Source organism: Pseudomonas amygdali (assembly GCF_002699855.1).
GTDB classification, from domain to species: Bacteria; Pseudomonadota; Gammaproteobacteria; order Pseudomonadales; family Pseudomonadaceae; genus Aquipseudomonas; species Aquipseudomonas amygdali.
This window is the reverse complement of record NZ_LKBW01000277.1, coordinates 37,999-56,233: the sequence shown is the minus strand read 5'-3', so window position 1 is coordinate 56,233 and position 18,235 is coordinate 37,999. Positions and strand designations below refer to the sequence as shown.

22 protein-coding genes are annotated in these 18,235 nt (G+C 56.9%); 9 read left to right on the top strand and 13 right to left on the bottom strand.

Annotation, left to right across the window (positions count from 1 at the left end; all coding sequences use genetic code 11):
- Positions 1–833: 833 nt before the first annotated feature.
- Positions 834–1,091 (bottom strand): DUF1652 domain-containing protein, encoded by a 258-nt coding sequence (locus AO277_RS19615; protein ID WP_010197125.1) that lies wholly within the window; start codon positions 1,089–1,091, stop codon positions 834–836.
- A gap of 214 nt (positions 1,092–1,305) precedes the next feature.
- Here AO277_RS19615 and AO277_RS19610 point away from each other — a divergent pair, with 214 nt between their 5' ends.
- The 3 genes from AO277_RS19610 (at position 1,306) to AO277_RS19600 (ending at position 3,036) form a co-directional block, all read left to right on the top strand.
- On the top strand, positions 1,306–1,809 hold the full coding sequence (locus AO277_RS19610; protein ID WP_044317588.1) for a cupin domain-containing protein: 504 nt from the start codon (positions 1,306–1,308) through the stop codon (positions 1,807–1,809).
- 261 nt (positions 1,810–2,070) lie between these two features.
- Positions 2,071–2,601, top strand: coding sequence for a hypothetical protein (locus tag AO277_RS19605; protein WP_044317589.1), 531 nt, complete (start codon positions 2,071–2,073; stop codon positions 2,599–2,601).
- Positions 2,602–2,667: 66 nt separating this feature from the next.
- A complete protein-coding gene (locus tag AO277_RS19600) occupies positions 2,668–3,036 on the top strand; it encodes a c-type cytochrome (protein WP_002552870.1) in 369 nt (122 codons plus the stop codon).
- A 52-nt stretch (positions 3,037–3,088) separates the two neighbouring features.
- Here AO277_RS19600 and AO277_RS19595 read toward each other — a convergent pair whose 3' ends face one another.
- Positions 3,089–3,259 (bottom strand): DUF6021 family protein, encoded by a 171-nt coding sequence (locus AO277_RS19595; RefSeq protein WP_002552869.1) that lies wholly within the window; start codon positions 3,257–3,259, stop codon positions 3,089–3,091.
- Between the two features lie 151 nt (positions 3,260–3,410).
- Between AO277_RS19595 and AO277_RS19590 the strand changes: the two genes are divergently transcribed.
- On the top strand, positions 3,411–3,830 hold the full coding sequence (locus AO277_RS19590; RefSeq protein WP_044317590.1) for a DUF4124 domain-containing protein: 420 nt from the start codon (positions 3,411–3,413) through the stop codon (positions 3,828–3,830).
- Between the two features lies 1 nt (position 3,831).
- On the opposite strand, the gene AO277_RS19585 is transcribed toward AO277_RS19590, so the two are convergent.
- The gene (locus tag AO277_RS19585; RefSeq protein WP_005782993.1) at positions 3,832–4,161 is read right to left on the bottom strand and encodes an EthD family reductase; all 330 of its coding nucleotides are present in this window, start codon (positions 4,159–4,161) and stop codon (positions 3,832–3,834) included.
- Between the two features lie 162 nt (positions 4,162–4,323).
- On the opposite strand from AO277_RS19585, the gene AO277_RS19580 reads away from it, so the two are divergent.
- The 3 genes from AO277_RS19580 (at position 4,324) to AO277_RS19570 (ending at position 6,528) form a co-directional block, all read left to right on the top strand.
- Complete coding sequence (locus AO277_RS19580; RefSeq protein WP_002552865.1) at positions 4,324–4,617, top strand: DUF6388 family protein; 294 nt, start codon at positions 4,324–4,326, stop codon at positions 4,615–4,617.
- 125 nt (positions 4,618–4,742) lie between these two features.
- A complete protein-coding gene (locus AO277_RS19575) occupies positions 4,743–5,432 on the top strand; it encodes a crotonase/enoyl-CoA hydratase family protein (protein WP_002552864.1) in 690 nt (229 codons plus the stop codon).
- Positions 5,433–5,556: 124 nt separating this feature from the next.
- Positions 5,557–6,528: a magnesium and cobalt transport protein CorA gene (locus tag AO277_RS19570; protein WP_044317591.1), complete on the top strand. Its 972-nt coding sequence runs from the start codon at positions 5,557–5,559 to the stop codon at positions 6,526–6,528.
- A gap of 40 nt (positions 6,529–6,568) precedes the next feature.
- Here the strand turns inward: AO277_RS19570 and AO277_RS19565 are convergent, their stop codons facing one another.
- On the bottom strand, positions 6,569–7,297 hold the full coding sequence (locus tag AO277_RS19565; protein ID WP_044317592.1) for an amidotransferase: 729 nt from the start codon (positions 7,295–7,297) through the stop codon (positions 6,569–6,571).
- 608 nt (positions 7,298–7,905) lie between these two features.
- Between AO277_RS19565 and AO277_RS19555 the strand changes: the two genes are divergently transcribed.
- Positions 7,906–8,277 carry a rhodanese-like domain-containing protein gene (locus AO277_RS19555; RefSeq protein ID WP_002552861.1) on the top strand — a complete coding sequence of 124 codons (372 nt, stop codon included), beginning with the start codon at positions 7,906–7,908 and terminating at the stop codon, positions 8,275–8,277.
- 59 nt (positions 8,278–8,336) lie between these two features.
- Here the strand turns inward: AO277_RS19555 and AO277_RS19550 are convergent, their stop codons facing one another.
- The 8 genes from AO277_RS19550 to AO277_RS19510 form a co-directional block, all read right to left on the bottom strand.
- Positions 8,337–9,167, bottom strand: coding sequence for a transglutaminase family protein (locus tag AO277_RS19550; RefSeq protein ID WP_044317594.1), 831 nt, complete (start codon positions 9,165–9,167; stop codon positions 8,337–8,339).
- Positions 9,164–10,123 (bottom strand): alpha-E domain-containing protein, encoded by a 960-nt coding sequence (locus AO277_RS19545; protein ID WP_003378609.1) that lies wholly within the window; start codon positions 10,121–10,123, stop codon positions 9,164–9,166. Before AO277_RS19545 ends, AO277_RS19550 begins: the two co-directional genes overlap by 4 nt.
- Positions 10,124–10,135: 12 nt before the next feature.
- On the bottom strand, positions 10,136–11,545 hold the full coding sequence (locus AO277_RS19540) for a circularly permuted type 2 ATP-grasp protein (RefSeq protein ID WP_002552858.1): 1,410 nt from the start codon (positions 11,543–11,545) through the stop codon (positions 10,136–10,138).
- A gap of 462 nt (positions 11,546–12,007) precedes the next feature.
- Complete coding sequence (locus AO277_RS19530) at positions 12,008–12,349, bottom strand: ribonuclease E inhibitor RraB (protein WP_044317595.1); 342 nt, start codon at positions 12,347–12,349, stop codon at positions 12,008–12,010.
- Between the two features lie 253 nt (positions 12,350–12,602).
- Positions 12,603–12,839: a hypothetical protein gene (locus AO277_RS19525; protein ID WP_002552856.1), complete on the bottom strand. Its 237-nt coding sequence runs from the start codon at positions 12,837–12,839 to the stop codon at positions 12,603–12,605.
- Between the two features lie 192 nt (positions 12,840–13,031).
- A complete protein-coding gene (locus AO277_RS19520; RefSeq protein WP_002552855.1) occupies positions 13,032–15,119 on the bottom strand; it encodes an LTA synthase family protein in 2,088 nt (695 codons plus the stop codon).
- A gap of 262 nt (positions 15,120–15,381) precedes the next feature.
- A complete protein-coding gene (speE, locus tag AO277_RS19515; protein ID WP_044317596.1) occupies positions 15,382–16,242 on the bottom strand; it encodes a polyamine aminopropyltransferase in 861 nt (286 codons plus the stop codon).
- Between the two features lie 189 nt (positions 16,243–16,431).
- Positions 16,432–16,623 (bottom strand): PLDc N-terminal domain-containing protein, encoded by a 192-nt coding sequence (locus tag AO277_RS19510; RefSeq protein WP_002552853.1) that lies wholly within the window; start codon positions 16,621–16,623, stop codon positions 16,432–16,434.
- Between the two features lie 151 nt (positions 16,624–16,774).
- Between AO277_RS19510 and AO277_RS19505 the strand changes: the two genes are divergently transcribed.
- Complete coding sequence (locus tag AO277_RS19505; protein ID WP_004665830.1) at positions 16,775–17,701, top strand: ZIP family metal transporter; 927 nt, start codon at positions 16,775–16,777, stop codon at positions 17,699–17,701.
- Here the strand turns inward: AO277_RS19505 and AO277_RS19500 are convergent.
- A complete protein-coding gene (locus tag AO277_RS19500; protein ID WP_044317597.1) occupies positions 17,698–18,216 on the bottom strand; it encodes a hypothetical protein in 519 nt (172 codons plus the stop codon). The two genes, AO277_RS19505 and AO277_RS19500, sit on opposite strands and share 4 nt — an antisense overlap.
- Between the last annotated feature and the right edge of the window lie 19 nt (positions 18,217–18,235).

The following is an 18,235-nucleotide window of genomic DNA, read 5'->3' as shown; positions in this document are numbered from 1 at the left end:
CGCCTTACTCCTGGTTTCTCAGATAGCTCTGAAGCTAGCCTGTCACCGGCTAGCTGTCGCGCTACCTTCTGAGTTTACGACGGTCTTTGTTCACGAGGCAAGGAGTGAAACGGACGAATTCGAACGATTACTTCTGGCCGATAGCGGTCGGGCGCCACCGGCAGATTCAAGCCCAAGCGGAAACGCCTGCGACCCGACGCAATCTCCTGGACATTACACGGCGATGTAGAATCATTGCTCGCCAACCAGCCTCCGGCGAAGAACTCCGTACAGGCCTTTTCTAAATCCATGCCGGTGAGCTTTTCGAACCTCTCCCAGCATAGCTCACTAAATGGCAACGCCTGTGCGGCTCTGCGGACTGAGGTAAAAGGTGGGACATGACTTGCTGGCGCCGTAATTGCAGTTCCCATCATTTTTGAGCATCCATGTGCAAATGCGGCTCCTGTCATCGGGCACCGGTGCTTGTGCATCATATTGTGTGTTCAAAACGCGAGCACCGCGGCTTTCCTTACGCAAGGGAATCAACCTCAGGCCCAACTCAATGTTCGTTTCTCGGGAAAGCATCAAGTCATTGTCTTGGTGATGGACTCGCGAGGGTAAACGCTCCGGTATCGCACCACGCCATTGACGATTACTTGAGTCCCCTCCTTCACCGTCATATCAATACAACGCAAAGCCTCTGAACTCTGAAAGCAATTCAGGGGTTTTGTGGTCTCTGACGTATCAAAACCAGCTGTCAGACGCCGCATGAGCGGACATCCACGATAAGCCTGGCAGCGATACGACTTCCTGAATGCAATCAAACAACCACAATCAAAATACGAACCCAGTCCCTACGCCAACCGCCTCATGGACAAATCCATCAACCCCATCAGATCCCTCTGCTCTCTCAGCGAAAGCACCAGCCGCGCGATGGATCGGCTGCTCTCTACCTCGGACAAGGACAGCCCCTTTACATACAGCTGGATATCGCCTGACTCGGGGTGGAGAAGCTTCACTGAAAAGGTTTCATCCAGCGCGACGACGCACTCGCACTTTGACGGCAGAAAGGCCGTTTCAAGAACGCGTTGAATATCGGTTTTTGAAAACATGGTGCGTCCTCTGCAAAGGGCTGAATCGTGATGTAAAGAGTAGACGAGTTTCAGGTGAATAGGTTTCCGACCTGCGCAACGGATGCACGCGGCGCGGGGGCTTTTTTGTGGCGACTGCCCGGGATTGTTTTTCCTGATCAAGGTAACTGCCTGCAACGCATCACGCTGTCTGGTCTAAAGTACCCTCTTCTGAACTCCCCGAGCGTCGACCGACATGAATGAACGCGCACGTGAACTGGCGTCTCGTCTGATTCGCAATTTCAACGAGGCTCCCCTCGCATATGAAGTTCGTGAACCTCTCTATGAAAGCTCGGCAGCCCGCCTGGGCACAGGCACGGCGGCACAAAAGCTCGGGGCCTCTATTGATGTCGTCGCGCCGGGCAAGCGCTCGTGCCCTTATCACTTTCATCATGCGCAGGAAGAGATGTTCGTGATCATCGAGGGCGAAGGCAGTTTGCGTGTCGCAGGCGAGATGCTGCCGATCCGGACGGGTGACATCGTGTTTATCCCGGCTGGTTCCGAATACCCTCATCAGATAATCAACACCTCGCAGACGCCGCTGAAGTACCTGTCGATCAGCACCCGGGAAACGCCGGAGGTCTGTGAATACCCCGACTCGGGGAAGTACCAGGCGATGGTTTCAGTGCAGGGAACCCGGGTGTTTACCGCTAACCAGCGGACCACTGAAAACCTCGATTACTGGGAAGGCGAACCCTGATTTCAATTGTTCATAAATTGTATCCGGCAGTTCACGCTTTTTTCACGTTCGCGGGTTTATTGTTAACTCAATTCCCAGCAAGACCTTAAGCCCGCTACCCCCCATCGCGGGCTTTTCTTTGTCTGCGATTTGAGCATGCAGCGTCTGGCATGGGTCAAGAGACATCAGGGATACGACTGCTCAAGCAAGCGTCGGGCAGACAGGGAACATCATGCAGAAAACGATTTCCAAGCCCTACCTCCCGGATGAAACCCTGCAATCATGAAAAATACCCTGAAAAAACTGCTTATCGCCGTTGCGTGTCTGGCGGCTGCTCCCGCGTTCGCTGCGTGTCAGATGACGCCGGTGGCGTATGACATGCCTTCGCAACGTTTGGACGAGGCCTTGCAGCAATTGGCGCATCGATCCGGCTGCCCGGTGAAGGTCGATCTGGGCGCTGACAGCAGCAGAAAGGTCAAGAAATTCAAGGGTACGTTCACGCCGGATCAGGCACTTTGGCTGGTGTTGAAGAAAACCGGGCTGGAGGGCTATGTCGAAAACGACGGGCTCACCGTTGATCGTCGAGGCCAGGATTTCGTAAACCAGCGAGCAACCGAGCTACGCACGGCTATCGATGAGGCTGGCGCACGGATGGAGGCGAGAAAGAAGAAGCGCTTCCTTCATCAACTGGACACCATCGAGTCCGGCGCGAAGAAAGTGGTCCTTGAACAGAGCTTCGTCAGTGCCGCAGAGATGGCGAGTTACAAGCGTGACTTCGACGAACTGTCGAGCCAGATCCCGGCCAGCAAGTGAACCTCCGATAATTGCGCTAACATTCGTCGCTTTTGACCAGACGGCCGCACGCGCTGTGGGATATCGATGAGAAAAACTGCCTTATTCATAGTGGCGCTGGCACTGCAACCGCTGGCTTACGGCGCAGGTGATGCAGAAGCCGGAAAAGCAGTCTTTACCCGCCTCTGCTCCGGCTGTCACAAGATCGGCCCTTCTGCACGCAATGCATTTGGTCCGCCCCTCAACGGCATCATTGGTCGTCAGGCAGGGCAACAGGAAGGCTACATCTATACCGACGCAATGAAAAACTCGGGGCTGGTCTGGACGCGTGAAGAGTTGCGCACGTATCTCAAGGACCCAGGCGAAGTCGTGCCTGGCACGCGGATGAAACTGTGGTGGATGGGCAACGATGAGCGAATGGAAGACCTGCTCGAATACCTGGACGCAAACAAATAATACGGACAGGTAGATAAACCGCCCTCGGTGTTTACCGAGGGCGGTCGCTCAGTTACTTGTCCGGGGTGTACGGCGGGTAATCATCCTTGCTGCCCTTGTCACTGGCTGGAGTCTTGGCGGGCTCGGTCGGATCGATTTGCGGGTCCTGGGTTTTCGGTGACTCTTCGTCAAAACCCGGATCATTCTTGTCTTCGTTGCTGCTGCCTGGCTTGGTGCCGGTCATATGCGCCTCCACTGGTTAAATTCAGAACCTGATAGTCAGAAAGCGGATCAACATAGCCGTGCGATATGTCTGACGAACGGGGTCTTGCAGCAAGAGGATATGGCGGCGTTCAGAGGCAAATGATAGCCTTGCGCCATGCAAGGAGAGAACCATGAAAAGGCTTTCAATCACGCTGGCAGTGTTAGCGCTACTGGGTGCAGGCACGGCGTACGGCGAGATCTTCAAATGCACATCACCGCAGGGACAGGTGAGCTATGCGTCGATCCCCTGTGACAACGCTGCACAGCGCGCGCTGCAGCGCCAGGGCCCGCCGAACATGCGGCGCGAGGGTGAGCCTATCGATTATGTTCACCAGACCAATCTCAAGGCCACTGAATACCTGAAGATCAGTGGCCGCACCCACGTGACGGTCTACGAGACGGAACGCTACAAGGCGTATCAACGAAACCGCCCGCCACCGCCGAACATCCCTTCGCAGTGCCAGAGCCCACGTTACGACAGCCAGTGCTTTGATCCGTCGGGTGGCATGTCTTCAAAAAAACAAGCGGCTCGCCAGGACGCCGCTCGATAAGCTATCGCGCGGTTTTCACATCGGCACGCACTTCGCTGATCTGTATCTCCGGGATCAGGTCGGTGTAGTTGGTGATGTCGGCATTGATCTGCTTTGAATGCGGCCCCATGCCGGCTTCAAAGTCTTCTATGGAATCGCAATAGATGTGGCACATGCCGATATACCGAGGCTCCGAGCCCGGCGTTGCTCCGCCTATGCCTCTGTCGACGCTGTAGCCCTTGCAGTAACTGCCCATCAGCTCTTGCACCAGCGGCAAGTGTTTGTCGCGATAGTAATCGTGGTCGAAACGGGCACCCTCTTCATACGCATACAGCACACTGACTTTAATCATCTCGATAGGCTCCTGAGTGAAGGATCAATACATTCGTCTGAGCACTCTAGCGATTATTGCGGCCGGGTGCTGACATCAATGACGTGCTCCCTCACAATCACGCCGTCTTGCCCCCTGCCCTGAAAAGCAGCCGGGCTATCGAACCATTTTGAGGAACCCCGCATGAATACGCTTGAGTGGAACGAGGCCGCGCTGGCGAAATACCTCGCGACCCATCCGACCCTGAAGGACGAAATCAGCGCGTTGAGCCCGAAAGAGCAAAAGCAGCAATTACAGTGGGCTTTTGAAGACGAGGCCGAGAGCCAGGGCATCGAGTCCTGGGAACTGGCGCTGGAACTGATTGCCGAGTCGCCCGAACAGTTGCAGAGCATGCGCCTTGAAGCACACCGCCAGGTAGCCGAAGCGCTGGGAATGGACTGGGAAGAATATTGCGGCTTCAACGATATCCAGCCATGACCCGAGCCGCCGTTGAGGGTAAATCGGCCATTGATTGGCGATCTACCGAGTGACTCATCAGTCAGCGCTTTACCTGTTCCTTATGGGTGAGTAACGTCTGCTCACTTCAATAAAGGAATCACGTCATGAGTGATCTGGTCTCGTACCATCTGGACGACGGTGTCGCCACGCTGACCCTGAACAACGGCAAGGTCAATGCCATTTCTCCGGACGTAATCATCGCGTTCAATGCTGCGCTGGATCAGGCCGAACAGGACCGGGCAATCGTGATCGTCACTGGACAGCCCGGGATTCTCTCGGGCGGCTACGACCTCAAGGTGATGACCTCGAGCGCCGAAGCGGCGATCAATCTGGTTGCTCAGGGTTCCACCCTGGCGCGCAGAATGCTGTCGCACCCCTTCCCGATCATCGTCGCCTGCCCCGGCCACGCCGTTGCCAAGGGTGCCTTTTTGCTGCTGTCCGCCGATTATCGTATCGGTGTCGCAGGGCCGTTCAGTATCGGATTGAACGAAGTACAGATCGGCATGCCCATGCACCACGCCGGCATCGAACTGGCGCGTGACAGGTTGCGTAAATCAGCCTTCAATCGCTCGGTTATCAATGCCGAAATGTTCGACCCTGAAGGAGCGATGGCCGCCGGCTTCCTGGACAAGGTGGTCAGCGTCGATGAACTGCAAAACACCGCATTGTCGGTCGCTGCACAGTTGAAGAAGATCAACATGAGCGCGCACAAGAAGACCAAACTCAAGGTTAGAAAAGCCTTGCTCGATACACTGGATGCAGCTATCGAGCAGGATCGGCAACACATGCTGTGATACCCAATCGAAGCCCGCCGGCGCGGGCTTTTGTTTACCGGCGAACTCATACGCATTTGATCAATCTGATCAGCTACCGCGCATGTTTTTTGCGCCACTGACATATTGAAGAAGCGATAGCGCCATGGGTCGAGTTGTTGCAGCAGCGGTATACAGCAAAGGCAAAAAAGTCCGCGATATAACCCTTGATGATGGCGCCGCCTGGGCCGCCAAACCCGATCATTTCGTCTGGATCGGCCTGGAGCAGCCCAGTAATGAGGAACTGACCAGCCTCAAAGAACAGTTCAACCTGCATGAACTGGCCCTTGAAGATGCCATGGAGGTTCACAGCCGTCCAAAGCTGGAAACCTTTGGCGATGCGCTGTTTATCGTGACCTACGCGCCGGTACGCGAAAACGGCAAGCTGCTGTTCATCGAAACCAATATCTTCGCGGGCAAGGGCTATGTCATCACCTCGCGCAACGGCCATTCCAAGTCCTACGGGCTGGTGCGTCAGCGCTGCGAGGCCAGGCCACTGCTGCTGGAGCACGGCGAAGACTTCGTGCTCTACGCCCTCCTGGACTTCGTCACCGAGAACTATCAACCGGTGACCGAAGCCATCCATGCCGAACTTGAACTGTTGGAGCAAAGTGTCATCGGCGGCTCGTTGCGCGAATCCGACATCCAGCACATTCATGCACTGCGCCGTGATCTTTTGCGCATGCGCCGTTATGTAGCGCCGATGGTGGAAGTGGGTGAAGAACTGCAGAGACTCAGTTTCCCGTTCATCGACAAGAACATGCGCCCCTACTTTCGCGACGTGGAAATTCACGTCAAGCGGCAGATGGAAGACCTGGGCAACCTGTGTGACATCGCCAGCCAGACAATCGAAATCGGCCTGTTGCTGGAGTCCTCGAGGCAAAGCATCGTGCAGCGCAAGTTTGCTGGCTGGGCAGCGATTCTGGCCTTTCCAACCGCAATTGCCGGCATCTACGGCATGAACTTCGAGAACATGCCGGAGCTCAAGTGGGAATACGGCTACTTCATCGTGCTGGGCGTCATTCTGGGCGGGTGTACGGCGCTGTTTGCCAGCTTCAAGCGCTCTGGCTGGCTATAGCACCGCCACTGCATTCCCGTTCCAACAGCCATGCGCCGGATCAGACAGACTGTTTTTCCGGCTTGTGCGCCACAAAGCGCATCATCCATTCTGCCACCGTCGCCCCATGATGGTCGTGATCCAGGCTGGCAACACCCTGTTGGTAAACCTGTTCGCCCAGCGCTTCCTGACGAAGATCAAGCAAGGTCCGGGAAAACTCGTGAATGAACTCGGGATGGCCCTGGAAACACAGCACCTGATCATTGATATGGTAGGCCGCAAATGGACAGAACTCGCTGGATGCAAGCACCGTTGCGTTCTCGGGCAGCGCGGTCACCTGATCCTGATGGCTGATCAGCAACGTGAGCGTGTCCATTGCTGGCGTCATCCACGGTCTGGCGGGAGCCAATTGATAGTGATGAATACCCACACCCCAACCCTGCACGGCACGCTCGGTCCTGCCGCCCAGGAGCAAGGCCAGCAACTGGTGACCAAAGCAGATACCCAGCAGTTTTTCGCCGCGCTGATACAGCTCCAGCAGATAAACCTTCAAGGTCTGAATCCAGGGATCGGTGCCAAACGAGTCTGCCTTGCTGCCGGTCACCAGATAAGCATCGAACTGCTCGTCTGCAGGTGGATAGTCCCCTTGCACCACATTGTAAACCGTCAGCTCTGCAGCGATTGGCTGGCGAGCGAAGAGCAATTCGAACATCCGCCCGTACCCCTGATATTGCTCGACCAGTTCTGGTCGCAGGTTGTCGGTTTCCAGAATACAGATGCGTAAAGACATAAAAGAGGCCCTGAAACAATGATGAGGCAATAGCGCACGGGCAGAGCCTGCCTTGAAGGCATCGGCAAATCAAGCAGCACCCCGCGCCTTGTCGGAGGTTTAATGCACGTAGGAAAAGTCTGACCCGGACGAACGGTGCAAAGCTGAACGATGTGAATGAAGTGTCTAGCAAAGGCCTGAGCCTCTGGCGAACAGTTGATTGATAACGTTAAGTTGGATAAGTAGACGTTTAAATTCCCAACCGTTCTAAGGCGTGGGGCACCTCGGCTCTATTGTTAAATCTGTAACAGGAGGCGCGCAAAATCCTTTCAGCGCTCGGGCCAGCGGTCAAATGACCGGGTCCACCTGTTCAATGCGCACCCATGCCAGCGGTCGACTCTCCGCGTCGCGGAATAGACCTGCTTCTGTCGCTCAGGAATAACAACAAAAGGCGGTCAGCCATGTTCAAGTTCAAACACTCCAAAGTACGTCAGGCGGGATTAATCCTCTTTACCACTGCGCTGTTATTGATCGTGCCTAACCTGAACAGGTTGTTCGGCTGATCTGACACGCTTTCGGTCAGTGTGTAACTGTGCCACTCTTTCCACTCGACTGAAGGAGACGCGCCTATGCGCCAATGGATTGCTGTTTTTGCACTTGTCAGCAGCTTCGCAGCCCACGCGGGCATGGTAGATCAGGCTGCAGCGGTGGCTGCGCTCAAGGAAGGCAAACTGGCGATGGATGTACGCAGCCAGACCGACTATGACGCGGGCACGGTATTGAATGCGGTACGGGTCGATGACCGGCGGCTGGTCAATCAGATGAAACAGGTGCTCAACGACCGCAATGCGGTGTTCGTCATTTTCAGCAGCACTGACAGCAAAGCCGACAAGGCTCAGGAAAAACTCAGGGCAGCGGGCTATTTCAGCGTCATCAATGGCGGTAATTACGAAGAGCTGCACAACGCGCTCTACAGCACCACCGACGACCCTGCCGAATAAGCAATGGCCGGAGTTTGAATTCCGGCCATTTCAGTGATGCGCAGGTCAGTGCTTACGCGCTACTGATGCTGCGCCTGGACCTGCACACGGGTTTTCACTTTTGGCGTACCGGTCATGGGTGAAACCACGACCTTGGCGTGCATCTGTTCAGACCCGCCACCCCGGCGCATGCCGCGCACCGGACAAGCATCCAGATAGTCCAGCCCTACCGCCAGCTTCAAATGACGTTCGGGAATGGCCAGCTGGTTAGTGACATCGAAGCTGTACCAGGCGTCGTCTATCCAGGCTTCGGCCCAGGCGTGACTGGACAAATGTTCGCTGTCTTCGCTGCACAGATAACCGGACACATAACGTGCCGGCACCCCAAGACTGCGGGCGCAGGCCAGGAAGGCGTGGGTATGGTCCTGACAGACCCCCGAGCGTCCGGCGAAGGCTTGGGCGGCACTGGTGTCGACTTCGGTCGCACCCTGCGTGTAAGTCATGTGCTGGTTGAGCGCCTGCATCAGGTCGATCAATGCGCTACGGTCAGCGCGCTTGCGACATTCCCTGGCTGCGAAACTGCGAATCGCTTCGTCAGGCTCGGTCAGTCGCGTCACGCGCAAAAACGGTAATGCCGACTGGCTTTCGTGCTCGGCCTCGCGGGTTTCGTCGATTTGCACCTGCCCGCGCGCGCCGATGATGATCGCCTCGTGCGGCTCTTCCAGGCTCAGGACATGCAGGATATTGCCGAAAGGATCAATCTGCGCGCGCACCGGGCGCGGCAACGTCAATTGCCAGCTAAGCACTTGCTGGCGCTCACTGTCGTGAGGCGTCAGGCGCAGATACTGGATACTCGAGCGCACCTGGTCATCGTAGTGATAGGTGGTCTCATGGCTTATCGAAAGTCTCATGCAGCCTCCAGGTACGAAGTGTGAATGGCATCACCCAGTTGGGCCAGCATTGGAATGAATTCGTTCAACCACTCATGCAGTCCCTCATCCAGAATCTCGTCGATACTGGTGTAGCGCAATCTTGCATCCATCTCGGCGGCCATGCGCTGCGCAGGTCGGCCATTGACGCCGGGCAGACTGGCCAGAATGACGTCCATTTCTTCCAGACAGGCGCGCAACGAGCGCGGAATGTCGGCACGCAGCAGCAACAGTTCGGCAACCTGACGCGCGCCTGGCGCATCCCGATAGACTTCAGTGTAAGCCTCGAACGAGGACAGTGCGCGCAACAAGGCGCTCCACTGGTAGTACCCGGCAGCCGAGTTGTCCGCCGCGGCGTTGGCCTGTGGCCCACGCAGTTCGAGCATCTCATAGCGGGCGTCGAGCATGCGCATGGTGTTGTCAGCGCGCTCGATGAACGTTCCCAGACGAATGAAACGGAACGCATCGTTACGCATGATTGTGCCGTAGGTCGCACCACGGAACAGGTGCGAACGCTCCTTGACCCACTCGCAAAAGCGACTCATGCCGTAACGGGTCAGACCCTGTTGAGCAATGCCGCGAATTTCCAGCCAGGTGGAGTTGATGTTCTCCCACATGTCGGCAGTGATACGCCCGCGCACGGCATGCGCACTGGCCCTTGCGGCGCCCAGACAGCTGTAAATGCTGGCCGGGTTGGTCGCGTCCAGCGCGAAAAAATGCAGCATGCGCTCGGCATGCAGTTCACCATGACGCTCGATATAGGTTTCCAGCGTTCCGGTAATCAGCAACGGCATGGCTATTTCATCCAGCCCGTCACCCCGCCCGTCCTGCGGCATCAGCGACAGCGAATAGCTCACGTCCAGCATTCGGGCGAGGTTCTCCGCTCGCTCCAGGTAACGCGACATCCAGAAAAGATCAGAGGCAGTTCTACTTAACATTGGCAGGCATCCTTAATCCTCGACCACCCAGGTGTCTTTGGTTCCGCCACCCTGTGACGAATTGACCACCAGTGAGCCTTCACGCAAGGCCACTCGGGTAAGCCCGCCAGGTACGACGCGGGTTTCGCGACCGGACAGAACAAAGGGGCGCAGATCGATATGTCGCGGGGCTATGCCATTTTCGACGAAGGTCGGACAGGTCGACAGGCACAAGGTGGGTTGGGCGATGTACGCATGCGGCTTGGCCTTGAGGCGTGCCCGGAAGGCTTCGATCTCGGCGGCGGTCGCTGCAGGGCCGACCAGCATGCCGTAGCCCCCGGAGCCCTGGGTTTCCTTGACGACCAGGTCGCCGAGGTTGGCCAGCACATGTGACAGCTCTTCCGGCTTGCGGCACTGCCAGGTCGGCACGTTCTTGAGAATTGGCTCTTCGTCCAGATAGAAACGAATCATGTCGGTGACGTAGGGGTAAACCGACTTGTCATCGGCAACGCCGGTACCAATGGCATTGGCCAGAACCACATTGCCGGAGCGATACGCGGCCAGAAGTCCGGGAACGCCCAGCATGGAATCAGGGTTGAACGCCAGCGGATCAAGGAATGCATCGTCAAGCCGACGGTAGATAACATCGACAGCCTTGGGACCGTCGGTGGTACGCATGAACACGCGGTCGTCGCGGACAAACAGATCGGCACCTTCAACCAGCTCGACCCCCATCTCGCGAGCCAGAAACGCATGCTCGAAAAAGGCGCTGTTGAAACGCCCGGGCGTCAATACCACGACACTCGGGTTGTCCAGATGGCTGGAACTCTTGAGCGTGTCGAGCAACAGATTCGGATAGTGATCGATCGGTGCAATGCGCTGGGCCGAGAACAGCTCGGGGAACAAACGCATCATCATCTTGCGGTCTTCGAGCATGTAGCTCACGCCGCTCGGGGTTCGCAGGTTGTCCTCCAGCACGTAATACGTGCCATCACCGTCGCGCACCAGATCGACGCCGGAAATGTGCGAATACAAATCGCGGTGCAGGTTCAGGCCCTGCATCGCCAACTGATATTGCTCGTTGGCCAGCACCTGTTCGGCAGGAATGATTCCGGCCTTGATAATCCGCTGGTCGTGATAAAGATCCGCCAGAAACATGTTCAGCGCCTTGACGCGCTGGATACAGCCACGCTCGACTACACGCCATTCGCTGGCGGGAATGCTGCGCGGGATGGTATCGAAGGGGATAAGCCGCTCGGTGCCCTGCTCATCACCATAGAGTGTGAACGTGATCCCGGCACGGTGAAACAGCAGATCGGCTTCGCGCCTGCGTTGAGCCAAAAGCTCGGGAGGCGTATCACCCAGCCAGCGGGCGAACTCCCGATAGTGCGGACGGACTACGCCGCCCGCATCGTACATCTCGTCATAAAAGGTGCGGATCATGCCGTACTCCTTGTCACCATGGACACCAAGACCATCGCAAAGCCCGTGCCACCGGCATAAACGCTTTGATTTCAAAAGGTTAGGTAAACACTCGACGTTCTACGCACCATTCCTGTGCACTAAACGCCCAAGCCGATTATTTCGCGCTTCATTCGGAAGCGTCATTCAACCGTGAAATCTATGATCAGCATAGTCAGAGTTGATTTCCGCCAACAACATTAGTTCGCCACACTCCACAGCAACCGAGCAAACAGGGCACCAAACGCCGTTTTTGCGCTAACCGTTATTTTGTCCAGCAGGCGAAGAACGCGTGCGGATTTTAAACAGACTTCCCTTTGCGCCACTCATTTGAGTGGCTTTTTTTTTGACCACTGTTTATGAGCGCGAAGCAAAAACAGAACCGGCCGATCCAGAACGTATCCCGAATCAGCCGGTAATGTGTTGCCTGACAATCAAAAGCCATCAAGCGTGCAGTCTTCTGACCTCCTGAGTGACACCCCAACCTTCAACCTCACCGTCCATGGGCGAAATCACCATCTGAAAGTCCTGCTCGAAATCACCGATACCGTCATAAGTGGCGTACATCACTTTGCTCAACTGCAAGTGCCAGTTACCGTCATCACGTACGTTTACCTGGGTATTGAGGGATTCACCGCGAAATTGCTCTGCAGCCTGCCGTGCCCGCTCCTCATCCGGGAAGATGGCGTAAAACTCGATGGGATAGATTCGCGCGAAATCAAAACCGCCTTCTTTCATGCGGCGCAGTACGTTACTGCTGATGTCCTCTTGATAGGCTGTGCTCATGAAACGTCCTCCTATGCAACGATAGATAGAGTTTCAACTCTCCCAGAGCGACCGCCGAATCATCGGGGGCCGCCGCACGACAGATAATCTAATCCGGCGTGGGGAATCAAGCATGTAGCTGACCAGACCAGGCTTGGCACAGGTCGGGTATCGAGATGTCAGAGGCCGTTTGAACAGCCTCATCTGCAGAGTAGACCCATCGTGGGCAGGATGCCAAGTGGTTGCCACGAAAAGCTTTTTGAATCACCGCAGGTCAGGCAACTTCTGTAATGGAAATGATCCGCACACTGTTATGGTCTTTAAGCGTTTTAACCGTAGGCTCGTCGGTGCGCCCGTCAAGATCATTGAGATCCAGCTCATCGGTGACTGGATACAGGTCCTTGCGCAGGAAACGCGCGGCCTCCTCCTCACTGGGACGCTCGTCAAAACCAGCCTCACGGAGTTGCTGCACACCATCCTTGTCCAGATACGAAATGGCCCACTGTTTCATCAATGCCTCCAGAACGAAGCCAGGCACTCTGGCTTATGTGATAAGGACCTTTTGGCCCACGCATTCGTTCCAACGAATTACGCCGGACAGCCCGCGATGACGGGCAAAACAAAAGGCCCTCGCAATGGATGCCGAGGGCCTTTTGTGTACTGCTGATCCGACTTGCCGGTTACCCGGACAAGTCAGTCATGGTCAGTTACGGTTCTTGCTGGCCTCGACACCGGCCGTGTTGTCCAGAAGGCTCTTGGTGGCGGTCTGCAGGAAGCTTTCCAGCTTGCGCTTGAGTTCCTGCGTGTCAGGTGCATCAGGCACTTCTTCGGCAGAAGGCTTGGCACCCAGCGTGTAGGTCAACAGCTTGGCCGGCATTTCTGTCGGTTCGATCAGAATGCGGTTGCCGCTGATGATCGCGACCACCTGCTCACTGCCCGACGGCTTGATCACGCCAAAACCCTTGTCGCCTTCCGGCAGGTTCAGCAGATCGCGGCCCCAGCACTGGTTGCGGTTCAGACCACCCAGACGGCCCATGATGGTTGGCACGACGTCAACCTGCGTGCCGACAATGCTGCTGCGCTGGCCGAATTTCTCTTGTACACCAGGCCCGATCAGTAGCAATGGCACGTTGAAACGCCCCAGGTCCATTTCAGTCAACTGCTTGTCATTGCCGAAACCGTGGTCGCCCAGCACCACGAACAGGGTGTTCTTGTAGTAAGGCTCTTTTTTGGCCTTCTCGAAGAACTGGCCCAGCGCCCAGTCGGCATAACGCATGGCGGTCAAATGCTCATCCAGCGAGCCGTGTCCGGTCACACGCTCGACCGGCAGCGGGTCCGGCAACGCATACGGCGTGTGGTTGGACAGGGTCTGCAGCAGCGCATAGAACGGCTTGCCGTCCTGACGGGCTTTGAGTTCCTGGGCGCCACGGTCGAACATGTCCTGGTCGGAAACGCCCCAGGTCGGATCGGAGAACACCGGATTGACGAAGTCCTCGCGACCGACAAAGTTGGTCATGCCCTGGTTGCTGAAGAAACCCGACTGGTTGTCCCAGGCGAAGTTGCCGTTATAGACATAGACGTCATCGTAGTTGCGACCCGCGCTCAGCAATTGCGGAAGGCCCGACAGCTTATGGCTGCCCTCTGGCGTCTGCATCAGGTACTCAAAACCCGGCAGGTTCGGGAAGCACGCCATGGTGGCGAACATGCCCTGATGGGTGTGGGTGCCGTTGGAGAAGAAGTGGTCGAACAACAGCCCCTCTTTCGACAGCTTGTCGAAATACGGCGTGATGTTGGCATCGTTGCCCAGCGCCCCTACCGAGTGACCGGCGAAGCTTTCCATCAGGATCACGACCACGTTGCGGATCGGCAACGTGTTCTCTACTGGCGGTGTGAAGTCGCGACGCACAGCGGCAATATCAGGTTCTACCAGCTTGTCATGCGAGGTCAGCAGCATGTCGCGCACCGTCTGCTGCGCCTCGGCCTGTGGCAGCGTGGCTTTCCAGATGTTGTCGCGATCTTCGGACATACGGCTCTTGGCCGCCGTAATCAGGGTCAGTGTGCCGTTCAGGCCCAGCTGGTTGGCGAAGTTGGAGTCGGTAGTGTAAGCGTCACCCCAACGCAGCGGTGGGCCTTGGCGCAGGGTGCCACGGATGCACACCACCATAACCAGCAATACCAGCACGAAAACGCCAACACGCATGTACCACGGCGCAACTGTACTGACCGTCTGGGTGCCCTTCGTCGTTACGAGGCGTGGCCGTGTCAGGCGGTCGATGCCCTTGAATACCAGGCTCAACAGCCAAGTCACGATTGCCCAGGCGAGCAGGTAGCGAACCACCGGAAAGCCATACCAGAGCATGCTCAGGACAGTCTTGGGGTCTTCCTTGACATATTGAAACACCAGACCGTTCAGGCGCTGGTGAAACTCACGGTAGAAGTCCATTTCCATCAAGCCGAAGAACAGCGTGATGCTGCCGACCAGGGTCAGCCAGAACCGGAAAAACCCGCGTGCAGCCATGGCCCGGGCGCTGAACAGCGACAGCACCAGCGGAATGAGCAGATACATGGTCAGGCGCAGGTCGAAGCGCGTGCCGTTAAACAGTGCTTCAAGGAATGTCGAGGCTGGCGTGTCGCCAATCATCTCGCGGTTGTAGACCAGCAGACCGATACGCAACAGCGTGTACATCACCATCAAAGCGAAACCGCTGAGCAGGATGTAAGCCAGATGCGATTTGACAGTCGGGTTCAGCAGGCGGGCTTGCCGATGAATCTGGGCGTCCGTTTTAGCCATGGTTGTCAGGATCCGGTGGATTCAGGGGTAGGTTCAGGGTGCAGCACCGCCCTTCACCAAGGGCGGGCGGCGTACGACAGGGCGCAGATATTACTTGATTGCGGGTCACCAGGGGCCGGGGCGGCCCATGAATACGCGTGCCTGTTCAGCTTCGCGCGCAATTCTGGGACAGAAAGTGTGAAATTTCTGTCGCCAGTTGCGCGCTTCAACGCCTCTCAGGCGGCGTTAAGGCTGACCCGGCCGCTAACGTCAGATCTATTGATCAGTCGTTGCTGGCCTTGCTCACAGCCTGCAGTACGTACTGCGGCAAGGCGAATGCGCCAATGTGAACTTCCGGGTTGTAATAGCGCGTAACAATACCGCTGCCCATGAAGCGCTGACGCAGGGTTTCCAGTGGCAGTTTGCGGTAGCCCTTGTCAGTGGCGCCCCAGGCAAAAGTCATGGCACCGCCGATGTAGGTCGGGATGGCGGCCTGATAGAAATGCCAATCGGCAAACAGGCCATTCATGCGTCCTGCAGTGGTCTGCACACCGCTCAGTTGCATGAAGGGCGTACCGTTCTGGGTAACCAGAATGCCGCCTTCGTTCAGACAGCGATGACAGGCCTGATAAAAGTTCTCCGAAAACAGCACTTCGCCCGGACCGATAGGATCAGTGGAGTCGGAGATGATCACGTCGAACTTCTCTTCGGTCGTCGCGACAAAGCGCATGCCGTCGTCGATGACCAGGTTCAGGCGCGAATCGTCAAAAGCGCCACTGGAGTGATTGGGCAGGAACTCCTTGCACATCTCGACCACCGTGGCGTCGATCTCGACCATGGTGATGTGCTCGACGGTCAGGTGCTTGGCGACTTCGCGCAGCATGCCGCCATCGCCGCCGCCAATGATCAGTACACGTTTGGCAGCGCCGTGGGCCAGAATCGGCACGTGAGTGAGCATTTCGTGATAGATGAACTCATCCGCCTCGGTGGTCTGGATCACGCCGTCCAGCGCCATGACGCGGCCCATGCGCGGGTTCTGGAAGATCACCAGATGCTGGTGTTTGGTACGCACTTCGTGCAGCATTTTTTCCATACGAAAGCGCTGGCCGTAGCCTTCGTACAACGTTTCCTGATAATCGCTCATGGGTAAGCTCCCGCTGGGTACTGATGACAGGACGGCCGACCGCCCACAACAAAGGCGCGCATTCTACGTCGAGGAACATGACAGGTCGAACCTCTGTGCAGCGTCTTGCTTGCAAATGCCTTGGCCCATGAACGAAAAACGCCTGATTACTCAGGGTAATCAAGCGTTCGTTGATAACCTGGCGGCGTATCAGATTCGCACGTTGCCACGCGGTCCGAGGATTGCCCAGATGATCAGGCCCACAACAGGCAACAGCACGATCAACAATACCCAGAGAATTTTCTTGCCGGTCTCGGCGCCGCTTTTCAAGACATTGATGATGGCCCAGATATCGAGCGCCAGAATGATCAAGCCGACCAGGCCGTTGAAACTAGAACCCATGGTGTTGCCCCTAATGAATGCTTACCTTCCTAGGATAGTTGCGCCGTTCGGGGGGTCCGTTGAACCAACCTTATATTCTCAGGCTCCCAACGGGGGTCGACTTCGCATTTCATTCATTATCGCTTTCACCCTCACACAGGTAGCCGTCTTCATGCCAACGCCCGCACAACCCCGAACGCCTTGGGCGACATGGTTCAACCATCTTCAGGGCAGCCCGCTGGTGAGCCTGGGTTTCGCCCTTGCTCTGCTGATCGTCGTCGGCCTCGGCGGCATCAGTCTTTACAACGCCTTCTATGGCACTAGCCAGGTCAACTTCAATCATGCACTGCTGGGCGGCACGGCCGGCTTCCTGGCGACGGCGCTGGGTGCAGTCATGGCGGTCGCCCTGCGCAACGTTTCGCAACGCGCTCAAGACATCATGCTCGGTTTTGCTGCCGGCATGATGCTGGCTGCCAGCTCGTTCTCGCTGATACTGCCCGGGCTGGAGGCCGCTCGGGGCATAACCGACAGTGGCCCTTGGGCGGCTGCGACGGTAGTGACCGGTCTGGGCCTGGGTGTGCTGTTGATGCTTGGGCTGGACAAGTTCACACCGCACGAGCATGAAAGCGTGGGCCGTCAGGGTCCTCATTCAGAGCGAATCAGCCGGGTCTGGCTGTTCGTACTGGCGATCACCCTGCATAACTTGCCTGAGGGCATGGCGATAGGTGTGAGCTTCGCCAGCGGCGACATGAATGTCGGCCTGCCATTGACTACTGCCATTGCTATTCAGGACATCCCTGAGGGCCTGGCCATTGCGCTGGCCCTGCGTGCTACCGGGCTGTCGGCATTCAAGGCGATGCTGGTGGCCATCGGTTCAGGACTCATGGAGCCGCTGGGCGCGCTGGTGGGCCTGGGTATTTCCAGCGGGTTTGCCATCGCCTACCCGCTCAGCATGGGGCTGGCGGCAGGTGCGATGATCTTCGTGGTGTCCCATGAAGTCATCCCGGAAACCCACCGCAACGGCCATCAGACCTCGGCGACGCTCGGCCTGATGGGCGGCTTCGCGGTAATGATGTTTCTCGATACGGCGCTGGGTTAACCGCGCAATGCCTGCAGAGCGGGTGCGGCATGGATGCCGGCCAACGCTGCCAGTTCAAGCACCCGCGCCTCGTCACGGCCATACACCAGCACCGCTTGCAGTTCGTCATCCAGCGGCTGGCTGAAGTTCATCAGCACATAGCCGCCCATGTCCTTGTTCATGCTGCTCAATTGAATCTGAATCCGGTTGAGCGCTACCAGTGGTTCGACCTTGGCCAATTGTTTTGGCTTGATGTTGAACGTCACGTCCTTGCCGAATGACTGCACGATCTGCTCGAACAGGTCCATATAGCTGTCGGCCTGAAACAGCACGGTTTCCGGCAGACTGCCTACCACCACCCATTCGCCCAGTGGAATCGGAAAGGTGTCGTCGTAGTTGATATCAGGGTTGGCGGTCAGAAAAGCCTGCGGGTCGGCATACGCCTGCGCGGCTTCATCGGCAATACGCACGATTTCGTCGTCGCCCATGCAGCCGGAGCTCACTTTGCTGATTAATTCGACCAGTGAGTCTTTCATGGGAGCGATCCTGATAACG